Genomic DNA, 20,565 nt, shown 5'->3' with positions numbered 1-20,565 from the left:
AGTATTAAAATGAGCATTGATTTAAACACATTCACAGAACAGTTTCAGTTGGATGATAAAGCATTAGATAGCACTGAGATCCCTTGGATTCCACAAACTGAGCGTTCTTGGTTCAAACCTTTACGTTTCGATTTAACAAACGGAAGCTGGATCAACCTCTTAAAAGTTAAACCAGGAGGCGTTGTCGATCGTCACCGTCATACGGGTGGAAAAGTAATGGCCTATACACTTCAAGGACAATGGAGATATTTAGAAAGAGATTGGGTTGCTAAACCGGGAACTTTTGTTTTTGAACCTCCAGGCGATATCCATACACTCACTGTCGATGGTGATGAAGATATGATTACCCTATTTATGCTAGAAGGAAGTCTTCAATACCTTGATGATAATGATAAAATTATTCAGCAAGTTGACGTCTTTAGCAAGTTGAAACTTTACCTAGAGTATTGCGAAAAGAATAATATTCCTGTTGTAGACCTGACATTTTAACTAAACGAAGGATACTGTCCTAAGAGATAGTGTCCCTTTTTAAAGGAGAAACAGAGATGAAAGTAAAAAAGTCATTTAACTTCATTCTAGCAACTGCTCTTACATTAGGTCTTGCTGCATGTAGTGGGAGTTCAGAAAGCGGTGGAAAAAATACTAGTGCTAGTAATTATCCAACAAAGCAGGTTGAACTAATTGTCCCATTTGCCCCTGGCGGTGGTACTGATGCGGTTGCACGTGCTTATGCTGATGCGATGAAAAACCATTTCTCTGAACCAATCGGTGTAGTTAATAAAACCGGTGGCGGCGGTGCTATCGGATTTACTGAAGGGATTAATGCAAAAGCTGACGGATACAAAGCTACTTTGATAACAGGAGATTTTGCGATTCTTCCTAATATGGGCCTTGTTTCATTTAATAAAGATGATTTGAAAACGGTTGCACAATTAAATGCTGACCCTTCAGCTATTACTGTAAGTGCAGATGCGCCATGGGATACAGTAGAAGAATTTCTTGAAGATGCTCAGAAAAATCCTGAAAAAATCCGCATTGGAAATGCTGGGACTGGGTCCATTTGGCACCTATCAGCTGCTGCACTTGAAGACGTAGCTGGTACAAAATTTAGCCATATTCCCTATGATGGTGCTGCTCCTGCAGTAACAGCCTTACTTGGCGGGCACTTAGAAGCGGTTACAGTAAGCCCGGCAGAGGTTTCAGCCCATATAGATTCTGGTAAATTAAAAATGCTTGCGATTATGACAGATGAGCGGCTTGATAAATATAAAGATGTTCCTACCCTAAAAGAAAGTGGGGTTGATCTTTCTGTCGGTACATGGCGTGGAGTTGGTGTTCCAAAAGATACACCTCAAGAAATCGTAGATATTTTAACTGAAGCTTCTAAAAAAGCTGTAGAAGAAGAAACCTTTATTAATGTACTTGATAAAATGAACTTGGGACTTATATATAAAGATGATAAAGGTTTTAGAGAAGTGATTGATAATGATTATGAACTATTTAGTAGTTTAATAGCAAAGTCAAATATAAAACAACAATAATTGCCCGTCCATTAACAAGAGATACTCTTGTTAATGCGGGCCTTTCTTTCTTTATAATATTTAAAATTATCCTATTAATAAAAAACGAGGTGCAGAATTGTGACAATAAAGCGTATAGAAATAATGATAGGTTTGATTCTAATGGCTTTTTCTATTCTTATCCTTTCCATCGCTTCTCAATTTCCGAAAGGTCTTGGTCATGATGTAGGAGCAAGGTTTTTTCCCAATTTTTATGCATATCTATTAATCGGTCTATCGGTTCTCTACATTTTAACTAGTTTGTATAAAGTGCGGGAAGAAGAAAAAAAGCACGGAAATAAGGAATGGATAAAAGCCATAGTTGGAATGATTTGCACTTTTGCTTACTTTTTTTTGATGGAGTTTACTGGATTTCTAATTGCAACTCCAGTTTTCTTAGCAGGTATGATGTGGATTTTTAATTATCGGAAACCTATTCGAATAATTGTTTTTACTGCACTGATTACCGCTGCTATTTACGTTGTTTTTTCCATCTTGCTAAAAGTGCCTTTACCATCTGGTAACTTATTTTCCTAATAATTAAAGTTGAGGTGATTTGAATGACTGAATTAATAGGCCAAGGGTTTTTAACACTCTTTTCACAGCCTAGTGTTATAGTTATTGCTATTCTCGGTGTTACCATTGGAATTATAATTGGGGCACTACCGGGACTTACGGCAACCATGGGGGTAGCATTGCTATTACCGCTAACATTTGGAATGGAACCTATTTCCGGTTTACTATTACTTTCAGGTGTATATTTTGGCGGTGTTTATGGTGGGGCGATTCCAGCTATTTTACTTCGAACACCAGGAACGCCGGCATCGGCAGCAACTACACTTGATGGTTACGCTCTTACCCAAAAAGGGATGGGGGGAAAAGCACTCAGCATTGCTACAATTTCAGCATTTACTGGTGGCTTTATTAGTATTATCATTCTAATGTTTCTATCCCCTGTCCTTTCAAATTTTGCTCTTAAATTTAGCGCACCAGAATCATTTGCACTTGCTGTTTTTGGACTAAGTATTGTCGCAAGTATATCTGGAGGCTCGTTAATTAAAGGGTTGATTGCAGGAGTCATTGGGCTACTAATTGCAACAATCGGGCTTGATCCTATACAAGGATTTCCACGATTTACTGGTGGAAACTCTAATATTATGAATGGAATTCCTTTCATTCCGGTAATGATTGGTCTTTTTGCAGCATCTGAAGCCTTTAAATCACTAGAAGAGATAAACATTGTCCAAAAAATGACAATGAAGATTAAAGGGATTGGTGTAACGAAAAAAGATTTTAAAACTGTTGGACCCACTGTTCTCCGTTCAACAGGGGTTGGGACAGCCATTGGTATTATTCCAGGTGCCGGCGGTGATATAGCAGCATTTGTTGCTTATAATGAAGCAAAACGATTTAATAAGGATAAAGAAGGATTTGGAAAAGGAAAGTTGGAGGGGGTTGCTGCTGCCGAGTCAGCAGGTAATGCGTGTACTGGGGGAGCATTTGTTCCACTCCTAACATTAGGTATACCAGGTGATTCTGTTACCGCTGTTATGCTAGGTGCATTAATGGTACAGGGTATCCAGCCAGGACCAATGTTATTTCAGAACAATGGTAATCTCATTTACACTCTTTTTAGCGGAATGCTTCTTTGTTATATCGCAATGCTAATTATAGGTCTATTTATGGCTCGGTATTTTGCAAAAGTGGTTGAAATACCAAAAGCCATTTTAACACCAGCCATATTAATGCTTTGTGTAGTTGGTTCATATGCTATTAACAACAACGTTTTTGATATCATCATTATGATCATTGCGGGAATCATTGGTTATTATATGCAAAAATTTGATTTTCCTGCATCACCTATCGTATTAGCATTAATTTTAGGACCGATGGCAGAAGGTCAGTTTAGAAGAGCACTTAGCCTGTCAAATGGAAGCTTTGATATTTTTTATACACGTCCAATAACAGCAGTACTTCTAACACTTGCAATCCTTACGTTCTTTTTACCTGTGATCAAGTCCATTTTAGGAATGTGGAAGAAGCGTAATGATTCAATCAATAATAATCGAAGATCCGCTTAAAATAACTATTATCAAATTATTGTAAATTGAGGCGATTAGTTTGGGGGAAAAAAAAATATTTAATAATTTAAACTTAAACGATCGGGTTTATATACATTTACGGGACAAAATTATTAATAATGAGATAAAACCCGGATCAAAAATAGAATATGAACTGCTAATGGAGGAGCTCGGTATTAGCCGGACACCGCTTCGAGATGCTTTGAATCGATTACAACATGATAAGTTAGTTGAAATAAAACCACGTTCAGGTACACATGTTTGTGTACCTACACCTAAAGATATACAAGAAGTATACGATGTGCGAAAATCATTAGAAATGCTTTCAATTGAAACAGCAGTACACTCCATTTCTGCATCTGATTGTCAAAAGCTATTTGATGAAGCAGATTTTGCTGAGTCAGAGTTAAAAAAGGGAAATCCAGAGCCATTTTTTCTCTCCGACCACAACTTCCATAGGACAGTAATTCAATACTCCGATAATAGTCGCATAATCGACATTATGGAATCTTTAGAAGCTCAAATAAAATGGTTCGGTATTATTATGACTATTAACCTCCATCGTCCTAATCGTGCAATAATTATGCACAGAAAAATTATTCAAGCGATATACGAACGAAATATTGAGGATGCCAAATTGCTAATGGGACAACATCTTGAAGAGGTTAGAAGTGATATTCTTAATGACTTTATACAAGAAACATGAATCATAATAGGTTTACTTTTTGTAGAGTGAATTCAATTAAGTAATGGCTAAAACAGTGACTGTATGAAGGTATCTATTTCTATATTTAAGGTCAAGTATTTGAGTTTGTCATTTTAACAGTAAAGACTATCACTCTCTTCTATGTAAAAGATTCTTATCTGAATCAATATGATTCACCTTTTCTCAAGTTTTATGCCGGAATATTCAAATTCTAAATAAAAATTAATTTTAAATAGTAGGGAAGTGTGAAAATGGATCTTGAATTAAATGGAAAAAACGCAATAGTTGTAGCTTCTAGTCAAGGGCTTGGACGTGCTATCGCTGAAGAATTAGTTAGAGAGGGCGCAAATGTTGTTATTACAAGTCGTAATGGTGAAAAGTTAGAAAAAGTTAAAAGCGAACTTGAAGAACTTGGGTCAGGTCGTGTTTATTCATATGTATGTGACGTTACGAATTATGACCAAATTAAATCCCTTGTTGCATCTGCAAGAGAAGCATTTGGAAAAATTGATATATTGATTAACAATGCCGGGGGGCCGCCAGCCGGAAACTTTGAAGACTTTGATGATGAAGCTTGGCAGCAGGCATTTGAATTAAACTTACTTAGTTATATTAGGTTAATTCGTGAAGTCCTTCCTGACTTAAAAAAAGAAGGTGGACGGATTGTAAACCTAGCTTCTACGTCAGTTAAACAACCAATTCCAGGATTAATATTATCAAATTCAATTCGTCTCGGAGTAGTAGGGCTATCTAAATCACTTTCCGCAGAATTGGCTCCTTATAATATTTTAGTAAATACTGTTGGACCTGGGTTGATTCGAACTGAAAGATTGGAAAATATCAGGGCCCTAAATGCAAAGAAAAAAGGTGTATCCATCGAAGAAGAAGCAAAAAAGCAATTTAATACGATCCCATTAGGACGATATGGAGAGCCAAGTGAATTTGCAAAGGTTGTAACCTTCCTAGCTTCTGGTGCAAACACATACATAACTGGAAGCACATTACATGTAGACGGAGGAATGGTGACCTCTGTATAAGGGATTACATTCAATAGCCCACTGAAAAAACGGAGACCAAGTTAGTCTCCGTTTTTTCAGTAAGCTATTATACTTTCAATATGAAGCGGATTAACTTAAAGCTTTTTTCAGCACCTCGTTCCCCTAAGGAGGGACTTAGCTCTCTTCTATTTCGTCGTGCTTATTCATAGTTCTTATGAAAAAGATTAAGATAATCTTCCCGATTTATTTCGCGACAGTTGCTTGGAGTTGATCCATTTGAAAAAGCAACATCTGCTAGTTGAGGAAAGTCTGATTGTTTAACATATGGAAGACTGCGGAATGCCGGGATTCCAATGTCTTTAGCCATAAGTTTTAATTCCTCCACTAAGAGTAATGCAGCTTCCTTATCAGAAATCCCTGCTGTTGGTAAACCACATATCCTAGCTACCCGTGCATGTTTTTCGGGATCCTTCTCTGCGTTATAAGCAGTGACGCTTGGTAGAAAGATAGAGTTTGCCACTCCGTGAGGTGTATCATATAGTCCACCTAATGCCTCTGCCATACAGTGAACAGCCGCCACATCGGCATGGGAAAAAGCAATACCAGCCATCAGTGAACCTACCATCATATTATAACGTGCCTCTTTATTTTCTCCATTCAGTACAGCCTCACGTAGAGATTGAAATATCTTTTCCATCGCCCCCTGTGCCATTGCATCCGAAAGCGGATTAGCAAGTCGGCATGTGTAAGCTTCAATTGCGTGAACAAATGCATCCATTCCAGTAGACGCGGTAATATGTGCTGGTAATGCGTATGTTGTTTCCGGATCGACAATTGCTAGTTTTGGAGCAAGTTTCCTATCTTTTATTGTCATTTTTACCTTTTTATTTATATCTGTAATAACTGCGGAATAGGTAACCTCTGATCCGGTGCCTGAAGTAGTAGGAATTGCCACCACAGGAGTTACTTCATTTAAAACACGGTCTCTCCCTACAAAATCCTGAATACGACCGTGATTGGTTTGAAGAAGTGCAATAGCTTTGGCAGAATCAAGGACAGATCCACCGCCTACCGCCACAATCACATCTGCTTTCCATCGCTGGGCTTCCTCTCCTCCTGTTTCGCAATCCTCATCTTTAGGGTTTGGCTCTACAGAATCAAACCATTTACAATAAAAACCTTCTTTATCTAGGGAAATCCAAACTTTATCTGCGATCCCCGTACGCCTTATACCTGAATCTGTCACAATAAGAACCCTATTTCCTTCGGTAATCGTCTTTGTTAACTTACCGGTCTCAGCTAGTAAACCTTCTCCCACTTTAATATTAGTTAGCAGGTTAAAATCAAATGAAGGTTTTTGTAGAATGCTAGAAGTAGACTTCAAAAGTTTCTCCTCCTTTAATTTAGTTTTAAAAAAGCATCTTTACGAAGAAACTCTATTTTCGTAAAAATGCTTCAGTCCGACTCTAATTTTTCTATTAATACAAGTTAACCCTCAGTGAAATCACTCAAGATATCTTGTTTAACTTCTTCAATATGTTGTGCCATAATTCGTTTGGCTTCATCGATCTTACCGTCTTGCATGGCTTTGATTATTTTTTTATGCATTTCTATCGCCCGATATGGCCTGTCAAGGTTTTTGGTCATGATAATACCAAACCACTTGATTTGCACTTCCAATGAGTCCATAATCGTAATCAATCGACTGTTATTGGAGTAACTGATAATGACCCGATGCAGATTGCGATCAGAGGCAAAAAAAGGTTCTGTATTTCCCTTTTTTAATTCTTCTTCCGCATGTTCAGCCTCCTCCATTAATTGCTGGTAACAATCCTGGGGAATAAAAGTGGCCGCCAATTCTACGGCAGTCACTTCCAATGGCTTGCGTACGTTGTAAATATCTTCAATATCTTTACGATTAGGTGTGCTGACAAATGTCCCAGATCGCGGTCTCACTTCAATCAGATTGTCCAACTGTAATCTATTTAAGGCATCCCGCAATGGGGTACGGCTTACTCCCAATTCTTCCATCAATTTATCATATTCGATCCGTGATCCAGGCTTTAATTTGTTATGTACAATTTCATCGCGTAAATATAGGTATACTCTTTCATGCAAATTTAAATTGTCAAACGTGATTGTTTTACTCATTGCATATCTATCCTTCACCTTTATTTTTCCTTCCTTATATTGTATCAGATAGAAAAAAACATTCATATCTCAATACTGGAAGGTAGATGGACCGTGAGGGCAGACTTATTTGATCTGTACAATCATTTCGATTTCCACTGGTGTATTAAATGGAAGCTCATGTCTGACTACTTCTCATCTTTATCGATACTATTTCAGACTGTTCATTAAGGACAAGCCTGCGGATTGAAGGAGAGTGACATCCATTCCTACCGTAAAATATTGAATGCCATGTTCAGCCCAATATTTTGCTTGTTCCGTATCGGATGCGTGAATCCCGACAGCGATGCCTTTATCTCGTATTGTCTTGACCATTGAATGAATCGTCTCCTGAACGATCGGATGCTCTACTTGACCTGGGTAACCCAATGCCTGCGAAAGATCCAAAGGTCCAATATAAATGACATCGATACCGTTAACTTCTAAAATCGAATCCAGATTTGCTAATCCTTCTTTTGATTCAATTTGAACAATTACAGTTGTTTCTTTTTCAGCTTCCTCCATATGCTGATCTAATGAAATTACTCCCCAACGATTTCCTCGAACCGGACCACCGAGTCCTCTGGCTCCAGCAGGTGAATATCGAATACCTTGTAAAAGTTTCGCACATTGCTCAGCTGTTTCTATCCTTGGTAAAATGAATGAGGATACGCCGATATCCATTATTCGATAAAGATCCGCCGGGTTTTGGGAAGCGGTTCTCACAATAAGCTGAATATCCTGACTATAGCCAGCCAAAACCATATAATCTAGCATAGGTAGATCAATTGAGCTGTGCTCCAAATCTATATGCAAAAAATCAAAGCCTACGCTTCCTAATGCTTCCACGACTATTGGGGAAGGAATCCTCACCCAGCTTCCGTATACACATTTCCCTTCCTGTAACTTTCTTTTCATTGAATTAATAGTCATTTAGATCTCCTCCTAATCATTTTATTGTTACTTGGATTGTTGGCTCGGACTTTTTCATTATTTGTCTCGCTTCTTGAATAGAGGTTACATATTGTTTCGCAGTCTGGGTAATTCTCTCAAAGTCGGATTCTTCGATGGCTTGGTAATCTACCAAATTACCACCAATTCCAACGGCAGCTACACCCGCTTGCACGAATGATGCAACGTTTTCAAGATTTATTCCACCTGTCGGAATGACTGGAATATGGGGAAAAGGAGCTTTTATATCTTTGATGTACTGTACGCCAAGACCAGCCGCGGGGAAAATTTTGACCAAGTCAGCACCCCATTCGATTGCAGTAATCATTTCTGTCGGAGTCATCACCCCAGGAACAGCAATTTTCCCATAGCGGAGGGCAGTCCGAACTACCTCTTGATGAAGGCTTGGACTGAAAATAAATTCGGCACCACTTTGAATCGCTAAGCGTGCGGATTCACCATCGAGGACGGTACCTGCACCGACAAGTGCCCGTCCTCTCATTTTCTTGGAAAGTTTGCTTATGACTGTGAAGGCTCCTGGTGAATCAACCGTAACTTCGAGTGCCGTTACCCCTCCTTCAACAAGACTTTCCGCGACCAGTTCAATCTGATCCTCAGGAATCCGACGAATAACAGCGATTACACCGCTTTCTACTAATTTATTTAAAAGCATTACTTTTGGCAGCAAATCTTTTCCTCCTCTATCCGAATTTCCTAACGATACACTTCTTCTTTCTTTTCATCAGGAGAAATCTGGCTCCAGAACGGATACCCTTCTACATCACCTGGGACTGTTAACGCATAAGCGCCAACACGATTACCCAATTCAACAGCGTCTCGGTAGGACCATCCTCGAATCAAGCCAGACAAGAATCCAGCGGCAAACCCATCTCCAGCGCCGACTGTATCTACAATCTGCTGAACAGGAAAACCTGTTACATACTCTGCTTGTTCATCCGTGGCATAATAGGCCCCTTTTTCACCAAGCTTTACAACGACAACCTTGGCGCCGTTCTTCAGGAGACGAGCCGCAATGTTTTCAGGAGACGATTCCCCGGTCATGATTTTCCCTTCTTCAATGCCTGGCAGAACTATATCACTGTGACTAGCAATATCCATCAATACTTCCCGTGCCTCTTCTTTCGACCAGAGTTTCAGTCGGATATTAGGATCAAATACGATCGTAAGCTGATTCCTTCTCCCCATCTCAATCGCGCGAAATACGGTATCCCTGCATGAGGGACTGAGGGCAGCCGTGATCCCCGAAATATGAAGGAACTTGGCCTGTGCTATATAGGCCTCATCCAAATCATTTGAACTCATCTGGCTTGCTGCCGATCCTTTTCGATAATAATAGACTTTAGGTTCATCCCCCGCCTGTCGCTCTTTAAAAAAAACAGCAGTCGGATGCTCTTTATCAAATTTCACTTGGGATGTGTCTACACCCTCGCCCCGGATAAAATTGCGAATATATGATCCAAATTCATCATCACCTAATCGGCTTATCCAACCTACTTCAGCTCCAAGCCGGGACAGCGCAATCGCTACATTCGATTCCGCACCGCCAATGGTTTTTTCAAACTTTCCTACAAAACGAAGTGGACCTATGGACTCTGGTGTAAAGAGCACCATAGTTTCTCCGAATGTTACCACGTCCATTGCCTTTCCTCCTTTAATGTATGCTGTCAAACTATCTTCCCATCCAGCCACCATCTACCACTAGTACATGGCCATTCACATAATCAGATGCTCGTGAAGCAAGAAACACGACACTCCCCTTCATATCCTCCGGTTTCCCCCAACGCCCTGCGGGAATCCTCTCAATTATCTGGCGATTTCGCGTTTCATTTCGCTTGAGCGCATCATTCATGTCTGTATCCATGTAACCTGGCGCAATCGCATTGACATTGATCCCTTGAGCAGCCCATTCATTTGCCAGTGCCTTGGTCAACTGGGCAACACCGCCTTTGGCTGCAGCGTAAGCAGGTACAGTCATTCCGCCTTGGAACGATAACAATGATGCAATATTAATGATCTTACCGCGCCCCTGTGAAATCATCTGGAGACCAGCCTGCTGACATAGCAAAAATACGGTTTTTAGATTTACGTCAATCACATCATCCCAATCGGATTCCGAAAATTGTTCAGCCGGGGAACGTCTTTGAATGCCTCCATTGTTCACAAGGATATCCACCCGACCGAATTGATTATTGACTTGCTCCATAACCTGTTTCACCTGATCCAAATTAGATAGATCGCAGAGAATGATTTCACACCGCCGGCCTATTTGTTCAATTAATTGCTTGGTGCCTGTATCTGATTCCGAACGCTGAATGAGTGCAATGTCCGCCCCTGCCTCCGCCAAAGCAATTGCCATAGACTGCCCGAGTCCTCTCGTCGCTCCTGTTATGACAGCTACCTGCCCTTGCAGATCAAACATGGTCAACACTTACCGCCTCCGTGCTATAGTTTTTATCATTTTTTTCTAATCCGATTTCCACCAACACTTTAACTGCATTACCACCAGAAAGAAGCAGATCAAATCCAGTTTGAATATCATCAATAGGTAGAACATGAGTAATTAACTTTTCAAAATCAAACGGTTTTTTTAAAAGCTCCGCAGCAATGTCAAAATCTTTCGGTGTATATACCCTAGCACCCTTTAGCGTAATTTCTTTAAACATGACTTGCAGTAAATCAATCGGCGCCGCTTTTTTGTAAGCAGCGACAATAACAACGGTTCCTCTTACTCTCGTTACTTGTGTCAAGATTTCAGATACGGAAGGGTGTCCTGCACAATCAAACGAATAGTCAGCACCGTTCCCCTCTGTTTTATATAAAATTTGCTCGACCACGTCACCTTCTTCAGGATCAATCGTTTCAAATCCCATTTCTTTGGCCATTTGCAGGCGGAATCGATTGGTTTCAACCACGATCACCCGACCAGCGCCTAAGAGCTGTAAAGAAACAGCTACACACATGCCGATTGGGCCAGCCCCAAATACCAGAGCCGTATCACCGGGTGTAAATTCAGATTGTCGAACAACATGGACGCCAACCGCTAGCGGTTCAATCAAAGCGCCTAACCTTAACGAAACCCCATCAGGTAAAGCATGGATTGTTTCTACCGGAGCAACAACATATTCAGCCATGGCCCCGTCGCAATCAATTCCCACTAGTTTTAGATCCTTGCACACATGGCTCATTCCCGTTTGACAAGGTTCACATTTTCCGCAGAATAAAAGCGGGCGAATGGTAACAGGCGTTCCCGCTTTCAAAGAAGGATGCCCTTCCACCAACGTACCGGAAAGTTCATGGCCTAAAACGAGCGGGCCCCTCGCACGCGGATGGGCCCCTACATATATGTTAAGATCCGTCCCACAAATACCCGAATAACTCACCTTCACCAATGCCCAACCTTCAGGAGGAGTCGGCTTTGGTCTTTCCTCCACCTGAATTTGTCTAGCTCCATAATAAACAGCGCTGGCCATTTTTTCTAAATGACTCATCATCACTACACTCCCTTATACTAGATTCATTGGATAGTAAATTTCTTGTCTTTTTAAAAATCGAACAGCTTCTTCAGCTGCTTTTCGCTTTAATTCATCAAAGGCCTGTTCGGAATACCAGGCAACGTGTGGCGTGATGATACAATTCTCACGCTGTAATAAAGGGTTATTTGGATTAGGAGGTTCCACTTCCATCACATCCAATGCCGCCCCTGCAATCCATCCCTTCTCAAGTGCCTGATTTAAGGCGACCTCATTAATAATTGAGCCTCGAGCTGTATTAATGATAAAAGCAGAAGACTTCATTGAAAGGAGTTCTTTTTCGCCAAAGAGGTTTTTTGTTTCATTCGTTAATGGACAGTGAACCGAGATGATATCAGAGAGCTCTAGTAACTGTTCAAAACTGACGCGCTCTACAAACGGTAATGATTCTGACCTATTTCTCCCTTGATCATAGCCAATTACCTTGAAACCAGCCCCATGTGCCTTCTTAGCAAAAGCGCTTCCGATTCGGCCAAGTCCAACCACCCCAACAACCTGATCTCTCAAACGCAATATCGGACGGGAAATGCTGAATTCCCATTCTCCCTTTCGTACGGAATTTCCTAACAACAACGTCTTTCTTGCCAGGGTATACAAAAGAGCCAATGCGTGGTCAGATACCTCATCTACGCCATAATCAGGCACATTGCAAACCTGGATTCCATAATCACTTGCCGCATCGAGATCTATGTTGTTTATTCCCACCCCGTAACGAACAATTACCTTACATCTTGGTAACTGACTTAACACGTTTCGTGTTAAGGGAGCATATTGATTCAAAAGTCCATCTGCTTCACTGCATTCACGAATTACGTCTTCCTCTGTTTTGCATTGGTGTAGTACCATTCGTCCGGAACTCTTATTAATTATGTTCTGTTCAATTTCAACTGATGGATGGTCACAATCCGTTATTCCAATGGTAAAAAGACTCATGCCACCGCCACCTCTTTTCCAAGTTCATTTCCTCAAAAGTTCAAAAAGTTGATCTATGTATTCAATCATTGGCACTTCACAAGCAACGGGAACATTGCCCATATCTTTTAGACCATGCCCGGTTAACAATACGACAATGTAATCGTCTTCGCGAATCCGGTTTTCTTGCAAACTTTTCGCCACTCCGGCGATGCTCGCTGCAGCAGAAGGCTCCACAAAAATTCCTTCATCTCGTGCCAGCCACATCTGAGCTTCTAACATAGAAGAGTCTGAAACATCAAGGGCGAATCCTTTTGATTCATTTATGCACTGCAATGTATACATACCATCCTTTTCATAACCCATCAATCCATCTGCAATCCCGCCCGCAATCGTACATGGATTAGCTACCGGGCTTACGGATGACTTTCCATATAAAAACGCAGATGCGATTGGATTATTTCCTTCGGCTTGAATTCCTGCCATCCTAGGTAGCTTTCCGAAATGATGGCGGTGCTTTAGTTCCAGATACCCTTTGTAAATGCCAGCGAGCAATGGGCCGGCACCGATAGGCACGTAAATGACGTCAGGAATCGAGCTGTTCAGCTGTTCAAATAACTCATACGCGACCATTTTATTCCCTTCCACCGTATAAGGATTTAGGAAGGTAGTAGTCAGATTAAAAATGTTTTGCTTTTCTCCTACCTGCTTGGCCAATGTAAAGCAATTACTATATGGACCCTTGACACGAATGACGTTTGCTCCATAAGCAAGGGTCTGTTTAATCTTTTCTATCGGAGTTTTCTCAGGTACCAAAATAATCGCTTCAAGACCAGCATGTGCAGCATAGGCGGCAACCGATGCTGCACCGTTTCCACTTGAAGCGGCAATCACTTTTGTAAAACCAAATTCAACCGCCTTCGAAATCCCAATTGATACGGGACGGTCCTTAAAGGAACCTGTTGGATTAGTAAACTCACATTTAAGAAACAAGTTTTTAAGTCCGAGTCTTTTTGCAAGATTTCGAGACTGTAGCAGACTGGTATTGCCTTCACCTAGACTAATTCGTTTTTCTCCGGTAATCGGTAAAAAGATATCAGACTCCCTTGGTTTCTCGAAATCATAGTATACGTCCAAAATTCCTCTACACTTTTCACATTCATACAGCGGGAATAGTGGATACGTTGTATGGCAGCCAATACATTTTAAACCTAAGGCATGCATTTGATCACAACCTTGCTATAAAATAAATTACGACCAGATTGTCTAAATAACCTTTCGTAAAAATGATTGCGTCCGCTCATTTTTTGGAGATTGGAAGATCCTTTCTGGCTCTCCTTCCTCAATTATGTAGCCATAATCCATAAAGATCACTCGATCAGCAACCTCACGGGCAAAGCCCATCTCATGTGTCACGACAACCATTGTCATTCCTTCTCGAGCAAGATCTTTCATAACAGTCAACACTTCTCCCACCAGTTCGGGATCAAGTGCTGAGGTAGGCTCATCAAATAACATGATTTTAGGATCCATTGCTAAGGCTCGAGCAATGGCTACCCTTTGCATCTGCCCCCCGGAAAGACTACCGGGATACGCATCTGCTTTCTCCTTCAGTCCAACCTTCTCCAGTAGTTCAAGTGCTCTTGTTCTTATAGCTTCTTTGGATTTTTTCTTAACTATCATCGGCGCAAGCATAACATTCTCAATAACTGTTTTATGTGGGAACAGATTAAATTGTTGAAACACCATGCCAACTTCCATCCGTAATTTGTGGATATTCACTTTTGGATCCGATAGATCGTGTTCACCAATTATTACTTGACCGCTTGTGATTTCTTCTAAAAGGTTTAGACAACGGAGAAAGGTGCTTTTTCCAGAACCAGAAGGACCAATCACACAAACCACCTCTCCCTCACGAATCTCACAGTCGACCCCTTTTAAGACCTCCATATTGCCGTAACTTTTATGCAGATTTTTCACTTGAATGTTCATTCAGAATCTCCCCTTCCTCTTATTTCCTTTTCTACAAGGTGTTTAAGCCAGAATTACATATTAGATTGAAGAAACTTTCTTTCAAAGAAGTAGGAAGCCTTTGATAAACCAAAGCAGAGAACGAAATAAATCGCTGCAACGGCTAGGAAAGAGGCGATTGGATTAAAAGTAAGAGAGCTAACTACCTTGCCCGCCTTCGTTAAATCAATATATCCAATGATTGAAACCAAGGATGAATCTTTGATCAGTGCGATAAAAAATCCAATACCCGGCGGTATAATAAACTTTAGTGCTTGCGGGACAATCACATGCCGGAATTTTTGAAGATAGGTCATACCTAATGCATCAGCGGCTTCGAACTGTCCTTTCGGAACGGATTGTATTCCTCCTCTGACAATTTCTCCTATATAAGCACCAGCATAAATAGAGAGCGCTAAAACGGCGGAGAACCCTTTGGAAAAATTAATCCCAGTTCCAAGCATTGGTAGTGCAAAATAAATCATAAAGATAATCATAAGTAAGGGGATTCCTCTAACAAATCTTATATATATAGAAGAAATTAATTTCGCAAGTTTGTTTTTGGACGTTGTCCCTAAACCAATCAATAACCCTATTAAACTTCCAAAAAATAATGAAAAAAAACAAAGTTGGATGGTTAGCCATGCGCCCTTCAAGAGTGGAATGATATGAACCCAACCGAAATCCTGTGTCATCGTTATTCCTCCTTTACCATTTGAACACTTTCTTTGATAAAAGGTTTGATAGATATACAAAAACGGACGAACATCCGTAATAGAGTAAAGTGGCAATCAAAGTAATTTCTAATGTTCTCGATGTCTGTGTTTCAATATTCATAACTTGGTAAGTTAATTCCTCAAGCGAAATAACGGAAGCAACAGAAGAAAACAAGAAGAGCAAGATTAGCTGGTTGGTCAATGCAGGAAATGCAGTTCGAACTGCAGGAGGCAGGATAACATGCCGGAAAATTTGTGAAGAATTCATCCCTAATGCGCTTCCTGCTTCGTTTAATCCTTTAGGAACACTGCTGAAACCAGCACGGAATATTTCAGCCGTATATGCGGCGTTATTCATTGTAATCCCAATTACCGCTGACCATAGTGGATTGATATCGATACCCAGTTGACCCAGCCCGAAAAAAATAATATATAATTGGATGATCAAGGGAGTATTACGAAACACTTCTATGTATGAATTACCCAAGAAACTAATCAAAACGTTCTTGCTTGCTTTACTTAATGCGACAAAAAGGCCGATGAGCGTCCCAGCTAACATACAGATAACGGTAATGTATAAACTTGTAAGCAAGCCGCTAACCAGTAAAGGAAAAAAAGGAATAATATCGTGGAATACCAAGTTCACTAACTATTCACCTCACTATTAGGGTTTTCAGAACGGGGGAATGATCATTCCCCGCGTCCTGATTCATGTGTAATAACTTGAAATTAATAGGTTAATAACTTTGGTATTTCTACACCAAACCGGTTCTTGTAAAGTTCGGCAGTTTCACCAGAGTAATTTAGGTTACGAATAAAATGGTTCAAGTAATTCAGCCATTCTTGGTCACCCTTTTTCACACCCATCGCAATGTAAGCGGATAGGAACGGTTGACCCGGTAGCGATTCAAACTCCGCATTCTTTTTTAGCAAATCCAAAATGATTCCATCTTCTTCAACAAACACGTCAACTTTTCCAGTCTTCAAAGCTAAAAACGCATCCGCCGTTGCATCAAAACGGACAACTTCCGCTTCTGGGAAATGCTTGGTTACTGCTATGTCTCCCGTAGATCCCTTAGAGACCGAAACCTTTTTACCTGACAAATCGTCCCAACTTTTGATTGGTTTGTTTTTTGAATACATCGGAACCAGACCTGCTGCTGCGTACGGATTTGTAAAATTGATAGATTTTGCACGTTCATTCGTTGGAGTAAATACAGAGATTGCTACATCTACCTTATCTGATTCAAGCAGAGGAATTCGGTTCACCCCATCTGTTGTCACAAATTCAATCTCAACACCTAAAGCTTCTGCAAGTTTACGAGAAACATCTGGGTCAAATCCTTCGTACTCTCCTTTTTCATTCAATACACTCCAACCAGGGCTGTCGGCATAAGTGGCGATCCGTATCTTTTTAGCTTTAATAATTTTGTCCAGCCGGCTCTCACTGTTTTGTGATGGTCCTGTACTTGCCTGGGAAGTGCACCCAGCAAGCAGCAAAACTATTGATATTACTAAAATAAGAATGGCGCTTTTGTTTTTTAGAAACATCTTGAAGCTCCCCCTTGATTTACTTTTTCTCTATTTGTTCTAACAAAATTACAGATTCGTTTAACGCCTTCTAATAGCTTTGAATCTTCAGTCGCGAGAGAGATTCTGATCATCTGTTTTGTGGACGAACCAAATGTCGCTCCTGGAGCAACAGCAACACCAGAATCCTTCAACAATGCCAGCGCCAAGTTTTCCTCATTTGTCCTAACATCCGACAAGTCAATCATCATGTAGAAAGCTCCCTTAGGCTTGTATGCCTTGATCCCTGCTTCCTCAAGTAGTTTGTATGCTTGATCCCGTCTTCCTTTGTAGATGTCACGCATTTCATCAACAAAATCTTGTGAAGAAGAGATTGCGGCCTCAGCAGCTTTTTGGGAAACAGAGGATGCACATGAGATTAATGGTTCTAATACTTTGGCAATGATAGGAGCAATCTGCTGTGGAGCTACTGCATACCCAACTCGCCATCCCGTCATCGCATAATTCTTGGAAAAACCAAAAATACTAATCACTCTTCCTTCTGAATCGTACGACATAGGACAGAGGTGTTCTCCTTCAAAAACAATCCCGTCATACACTTCATCAGAAATGACATAAAGATCATGCCTTTCAGCGAAATCTATGATTTCTTTTATGTTTTCTTCATTTAACACTCCACCAGTGGGATTTCCAGGAGAATTAATGATAATCGCCTTAGTATTCGGTGTAACCACTTGCTCCAAATCAGCCATATCCGGAACAAATCCTAATTCTGGATTTAGCTTATAACGCTTAGGGATCGCTTCCTGACTTAAAATAATCTGTTCGTAGTTCGGCCACCCTGGATCTGGGATTAAGACCTCTTCTCCAGACTCGACAAGCGTTAGCACAGTTGCTGCTAGTGCATTGACTGCTCCTGCGGCTACTACAATCTGGTCTGATTTCACTTGCAAATCGTATTGCTTCAGCAAGTGTGTGGCAATAGATTCACGTAGTGAAAGTAATCCCGCGTTTGCAGTGTAATGTGTAAACCCTTCGTTCATCGCAGCGTATGCCGCTTCACGGATATGAATCGGTGTATTCACATTGGGTTCCCCTACCTCAAGATGAATCACGTCTGGAATATTTGCTGAAACATCCATGATTTCGCGTATTCCTGAGCGTGGTAAGGAACTTCTCGTTTCGGATATATTTTTCATAATTACTCCTCCTTTATTCTAATACTGATTGATTTCTGATCTTTTATGGTTTTCTACTTCCTGTTTAAATCGATTGGTGAGGCGGCCGAGCTTTTCAATCTCAATCGTGACTTCATCTCCATCTTTTAGCCAAATCTGCTTTTCTTTCGGATATCCCATGATCACTCCCTCAGGAGTTCCCGTTAAAATAATGTCTCCCGGCTCAAGTGTCATATATCGTGAAATGTAACTCACGATTTCATCACAGTAGAAAATCATATCGGCAGTATTGGAGCTTTGTCTTACTTTTCCGTTCACTATTGATCGGATAAACAAATTATTAGGATTGCCAACTTCATCCGATGTAACTAGGTAGGGGCCTAAAGGGCTGAATCCGTCACAGCTTTTTCCAAGTAACCACTGACTTGTGCGTGTCTGCAAATCACGAGCCGATAGATCATTGACGTTACAGTAGCCGAGTATGTATTCTAATGCCTCATCCTTTGCAACATGCTTTGCTTGTTTTCCAATCACAATTCCCAACTCCGCCTCGTAATCCACTGCGTTGACATAAAGCGGTAGCTGGATCACACCCCCATGGGCTGCAATGGCATTTCCAAATTTGTTAAACAAAACTGGATATTCAGGAACAGGTTGGTTGGTTTCATCTGCATGTTTGCGATAATTAAGTCCAACACAAATGATTTTTCCAGGATTGGGGACACATGGGCCAAACCTTATATTCTCTTCATTCAGCCAGAATTCATTATCATCCTCGTTCATTGCTTTATTGAGTAAATCAGTAAGCGCTGTGAGTGAATTATCTCCCCCTTCCAAAACCTCTTCCATAGTTGTCGGAACACCATACTCTTCAACTTTGCTAGACGCCTGTTCTACATCCAGAAGCTCTCTCCAAACTCCTTCAAGAGTCTTTGGAATTTTGCGTTTCCCCGCAAATTTACTCGACGCAAGCTTCACGTCTAGAATCCCTCGGTCTGTCATGATACCCAGTTTCATGCCATTCTCTGTTTGAAACGTCAATAGTTTCATTTAATCGATCCTCCATTTTTCATTAATTTTGGCATCCAAGCGTTTACTTTTAACGGAATTAAGCGCTTTCATGTTGACCGACGAACAATGAGTGAAGGTGGAAATCGATAGATCTGGACAATTCCCTCTCGCTCCGCGTTTTTGATCTTCTCTAACAAAAGTTCCGCTGCCTTTTTCCCCATTTCAAAGACAGGTTGTGAAACAGTTGTGAGTGGCGGACTAAAAATATTGGCGAATGGATCATCGTCGATCCCGATTAGCGCCAGTTCATCAGGGATTGACAGACCATTTTCTTTAACATAGTTCAAGACCTCAATCAATGAGAGATCGTTACAAGCTAGTATTGCCGTGGGAGGCTCGTCTGAGGTAAACATCTCTCGAAGCCCCTGTTTCATGTCCTCTACTTTTAACCCCTTTATGTACTCGTCCTTGATAGGAACTCCATTTTCACTGAGTGCTTTTTTATAACCTTCGATTCGTTCTACACGAGGGGTTATCTTGTGAATAAGAGAACTGGTTATGACTCCAATCCGGGTGTGCCCTAGGTTGAGAAAATGCTCTACGGCAATGTACGCTGCTTCTTGGTTGTCCAAGAGAACCGTATCAACCGTTAACTCATCCAGCATTCTGTCTACAAAGATCAGAGGGAATTTCTCGCTTACCATACTCTGATACAACTCCATATTCCCGCCAGTAGGAAACACAATGATGCCATCGACTTGTTTTGACCTCAGCATATTTATGTATTTTCTCTCTTTAGCCGGATCATCGTCGGCGTTGCAAATAATCACATGGAAATCATTCTCGTTACAAACGTCCTCAATAGCTCGGACGATTTTTGTTGAAAACGAATGCAAGATATTTGCGATTATCACTCCAATCGTCGATGTCCTTTTTTGCTTAAGGCTTCTGGCCACAAAATTGGGCCGATAACCTAATTCATTGATCGCACTCTCGATTCGCCGCTTCGTATCTACTCCCATGTAGTCATAGCGTTTATTCAAATATTGTGAAACAGTACTTTTCGAGACATTAGAATGCCTTGCAACATCATCCATCGTAACTTTTTTCATTTTGATCTCCTTAATAGTGATCAATACTAAATCGGTTTACTAAACCGATTTAGATAATTATAAATATCATTCAATTAATAA

22 protein-coding genes are annotated in these 20,565 nt (G+C 40.7%); 6 read left to right on the top strand and 16 right to left on the bottom strand.

The genetic code is table 11. The features are described from left to right. Positions 1–9: 9 nt before the first annotated feature. From F7731_RS22205 to F7731_RS22180, 6 genes are all read left to right on the top strand, one after another. Entirely contained in the window at positions 10–489 is a 480-nt protein-coding gene (locus F7731_RS22205) for a 2,4'-dihydroxyacetophenone dioxygenase family protein (RefSeq protein ID WP_151536985.1), read from the top strand. Positions 490–545: 56 nt separating this feature from the next. Next, positions 546–1,541, top strand: coding sequence for a Bug family tripartite tricarboxylate transporter substrate binding protein (locus F7731_RS22200; RefSeq protein WP_151536984.1), 996 nt, complete (start codon positions 546–548; stop codon positions 1,539–1,541). Positions 1,542–1,640: 99 nt separating this feature from the next. Next, complete coding sequence (locus F7731_RS22195; RefSeq protein ID WP_151536983.1) at positions 1,641–2,096, top strand: tripartite tricarboxylate transporter TctB family protein; 456 nt, start codon at positions 1,641–1,643, stop codon at positions 2,094–2,096. A gap of 23 nt (positions 2,097–2,119) precedes the next feature. Beyond that, positions 2,120–3,640: a tripartite tricarboxylate transporter permease gene (locus tag F7731_RS22190; protein ID WP_151536982.1), complete on the top strand. Its 1,521-nt coding sequence runs from the start codon at positions 2,120–2,122 to the stop codon at positions 3,638–3,640. A gap of 40 nt (positions 3,641–3,680) precedes the next feature. Further along, positions 3,681–4,346, top strand: a complete 666-nt coding sequence (locus F7731_RS22185; protein WP_151536981.1) for a GntR family transcriptional regulator — start codon at positions 3,681–3,683, stop codon at positions 4,344–4,346. Between the two features lie 251 nt (positions 4,347–4,597). Continuing rightward, positions 4,598–5,383 (top strand): SDR family oxidoreductase, encoded by a 786-nt coding sequence (locus tag F7731_RS22180; protein WP_151536980.1) that lies wholly within the window; start codon positions 4,598–4,600, stop codon positions 5,381–5,383. 160 nt (positions 5,384–5,543) lie between these two features. Here F7731_RS22180 and F7731_RS22175 read toward each other — a convergent pair whose 3' ends face one another. From F7731_RS22175 to F7731_RS22100, 16 genes are all read right to left on the bottom strand, one after another. Continuing rightward, on the bottom strand, positions 5,544–6,728 hold the full coding sequence (locus tag F7731_RS22175) for an iron-containing alcohol dehydrogenase (protein WP_151536979.1): 1,185 nt from the start codon (positions 6,726–6,728) through the stop codon (positions 5,544–5,546). Positions 6,729–6,832: 104 nt separating this feature from the next. After that, positions 6,833–7,495, bottom strand: coding sequence for a GntR family transcriptional regulator (locus tag F7731_RS22170; protein ID WP_151536978.1), 663 nt, complete (start codon positions 7,493–7,495; stop codon positions 6,833–6,835). A gap of 189 nt (positions 7,496–7,684) precedes the next feature. Beyond that, positions 7,685–8,446: an HpcH/HpaI aldolase family protein gene (locus F7731_RS22165; RefSeq protein WP_151536977.1), complete on the bottom strand. Its 762-nt coding sequence runs from the start codon at positions 8,444–8,446 to the stop codon at positions 7,685–7,687. A 16-nt stretch (positions 8,447–8,462) separates the two neighbouring features. Next, a complete protein-coding gene (locus tag F7731_RS22160; protein WP_151536976.1) occupies positions 8,463–9,152 on the bottom strand; it encodes a bifunctional 4-hydroxy-2-oxoglutarate aldolase/2-dehydro-3-deoxy-phosphogluconate aldolase in 690 nt (229 codons plus the stop codon). 26 nt (positions 9,153–9,178) lie between these two features. Next, entirely contained in the window at positions 9,179–10,123 is a 945-nt protein-coding gene (locus F7731_RS22155; RefSeq protein WP_151536975.1) for a sugar kinase, read from the bottom strand. 31 nt (positions 10,124–10,154) lie between these two features. Further along, entirely contained in the window at positions 10,155–10,904 is a 750-nt protein-coding gene (kduD, locus tag F7731_RS22150) for a 2-dehydro-3-deoxy-D-gluconate 5-dehydrogenase KduD (RefSeq protein WP_151537017.1), read from the bottom strand. Next, positions 10,897–11,976 carry a zinc-dependent alcohol dehydrogenase gene (locus F7731_RS22145; RefSeq protein WP_246197393.1) on the bottom strand — a complete coding sequence of 360 codons (1,080 nt, stop codon included), beginning with the start codon at positions 11,974–11,976 and terminating at the stop codon, positions 10,897–10,899. The genes kduD and F7731_RS22145 overlap by 8 nt, the downstream gene beginning before the upstream one ends. A 12-nt stretch (positions 11,977–11,988) precedes the next feature. Then, the gene (locus F7731_RS22140; protein ID WP_151536974.1) at positions 11,989–12,948 is read right to left on the bottom strand and encodes a C-terminal binding protein; all 960 of its coding nucleotides are present in this window, start codon (positions 12,946–12,948) and stop codon (positions 11,989–11,991) included. Between the two features lie 24 nt (positions 12,949–12,972). Next, positions 12,973–14,151, bottom strand: coding sequence for a threonine synthase (gene thrC, locus F7731_RS22135; RefSeq protein ID WP_151536973.1), 1,179 nt, complete (start codon positions 14,149–14,151; stop codon positions 12,973–12,975). A 42-nt stretch (positions 14,152–14,193) separates the two neighbouring features. Beyond that, positions 14,194–14,919: an amino acid ABC transporter ATP-binding protein gene (locus tag F7731_RS22130; protein ID WP_151536972.1), complete on the bottom strand. Its 726-nt coding sequence runs from the start codon at positions 14,917–14,919 to the stop codon at positions 14,194–14,196. 53 nt (positions 14,920–14,972) lie between these two features. Further along, positions 14,973–15,632, bottom strand: a complete 660-nt coding sequence (locus tag F7731_RS22125) for an amino acid ABC transporter permease (RefSeq protein WP_151536971.1) — start codon at positions 15,630–15,632, stop codon at positions 14,973–14,975. Positions 15,633–15,645: 13 nt separating this feature from the next. Beyond that, positions 15,646–16,299 carry an amino acid ABC transporter permease gene (locus F7731_RS22120; RefSeq protein WP_151536970.1) on the bottom strand — a complete coding sequence of 218 codons (654 nt, stop codon included), beginning with the start codon at positions 16,297–16,299 and terminating at the stop codon, positions 15,646–15,648. Between the two features lie 83 nt (positions 16,300–16,382). Next, positions 16,383–17,204, bottom strand: coding sequence for a transporter substrate-binding domain-containing protein (locus F7731_RS22115; RefSeq protein WP_151536969.1), 822 nt, complete (start codon positions 17,202–17,204; stop codon positions 16,383–16,385). Then, positions 17,195–18,382 carry a pyridoxal phosphate-dependent aminotransferase gene (locus F7731_RS22110; RefSeq protein WP_151536968.1) on the bottom strand — a complete coding sequence of 396 codons (1,188 nt, stop codon included), beginning with the start codon at positions 18,380–18,382 and terminating at the stop codon, positions 17,195–17,197. The genes F7731_RS22115 and F7731_RS22110 overlap by 10 nt, the downstream gene beginning before the upstream one ends. A gap of 18 nt (positions 18,383–18,400) precedes the next feature. Continuing rightward, positions 18,401–19,411 carry a fumarylacetoacetate hydrolase family protein gene (locus tag F7731_RS22105; protein WP_151536967.1) on the bottom strand — a complete coding sequence of 337 codons (1,011 nt, stop codon included), beginning with the start codon at positions 19,409–19,411 and terminating at the stop codon, positions 18,401–18,403. A 68-nt stretch (positions 19,412–19,479) separates the two neighbouring features. After that, complete coding sequence (locus tag F7731_RS22100) at positions 19,480–20,484, bottom strand: LacI family DNA-binding transcriptional regulator (RefSeq protein ID WP_151536966.1); 1,005 nt, start codon at positions 20,482–20,484, stop codon at positions 19,480–19,482. Positions 20,485–20,565 lie beyond the last annotated feature (81 nt).

This window comes from Cytobacillus depressus (assembly GCF_008923245.1).
Classification (GTDB): domain Bacteria; phylum Bacillota; class Bacilli; order Bacillales; family Cytobacillaceae; genus Cytobacillus; species Cytobacillus depressus.
The sequence above is the reverse complement of the archived record's forward strand: the minus strand, read 5'-3'. Positions and strand labels throughout refer to the sequence as shown.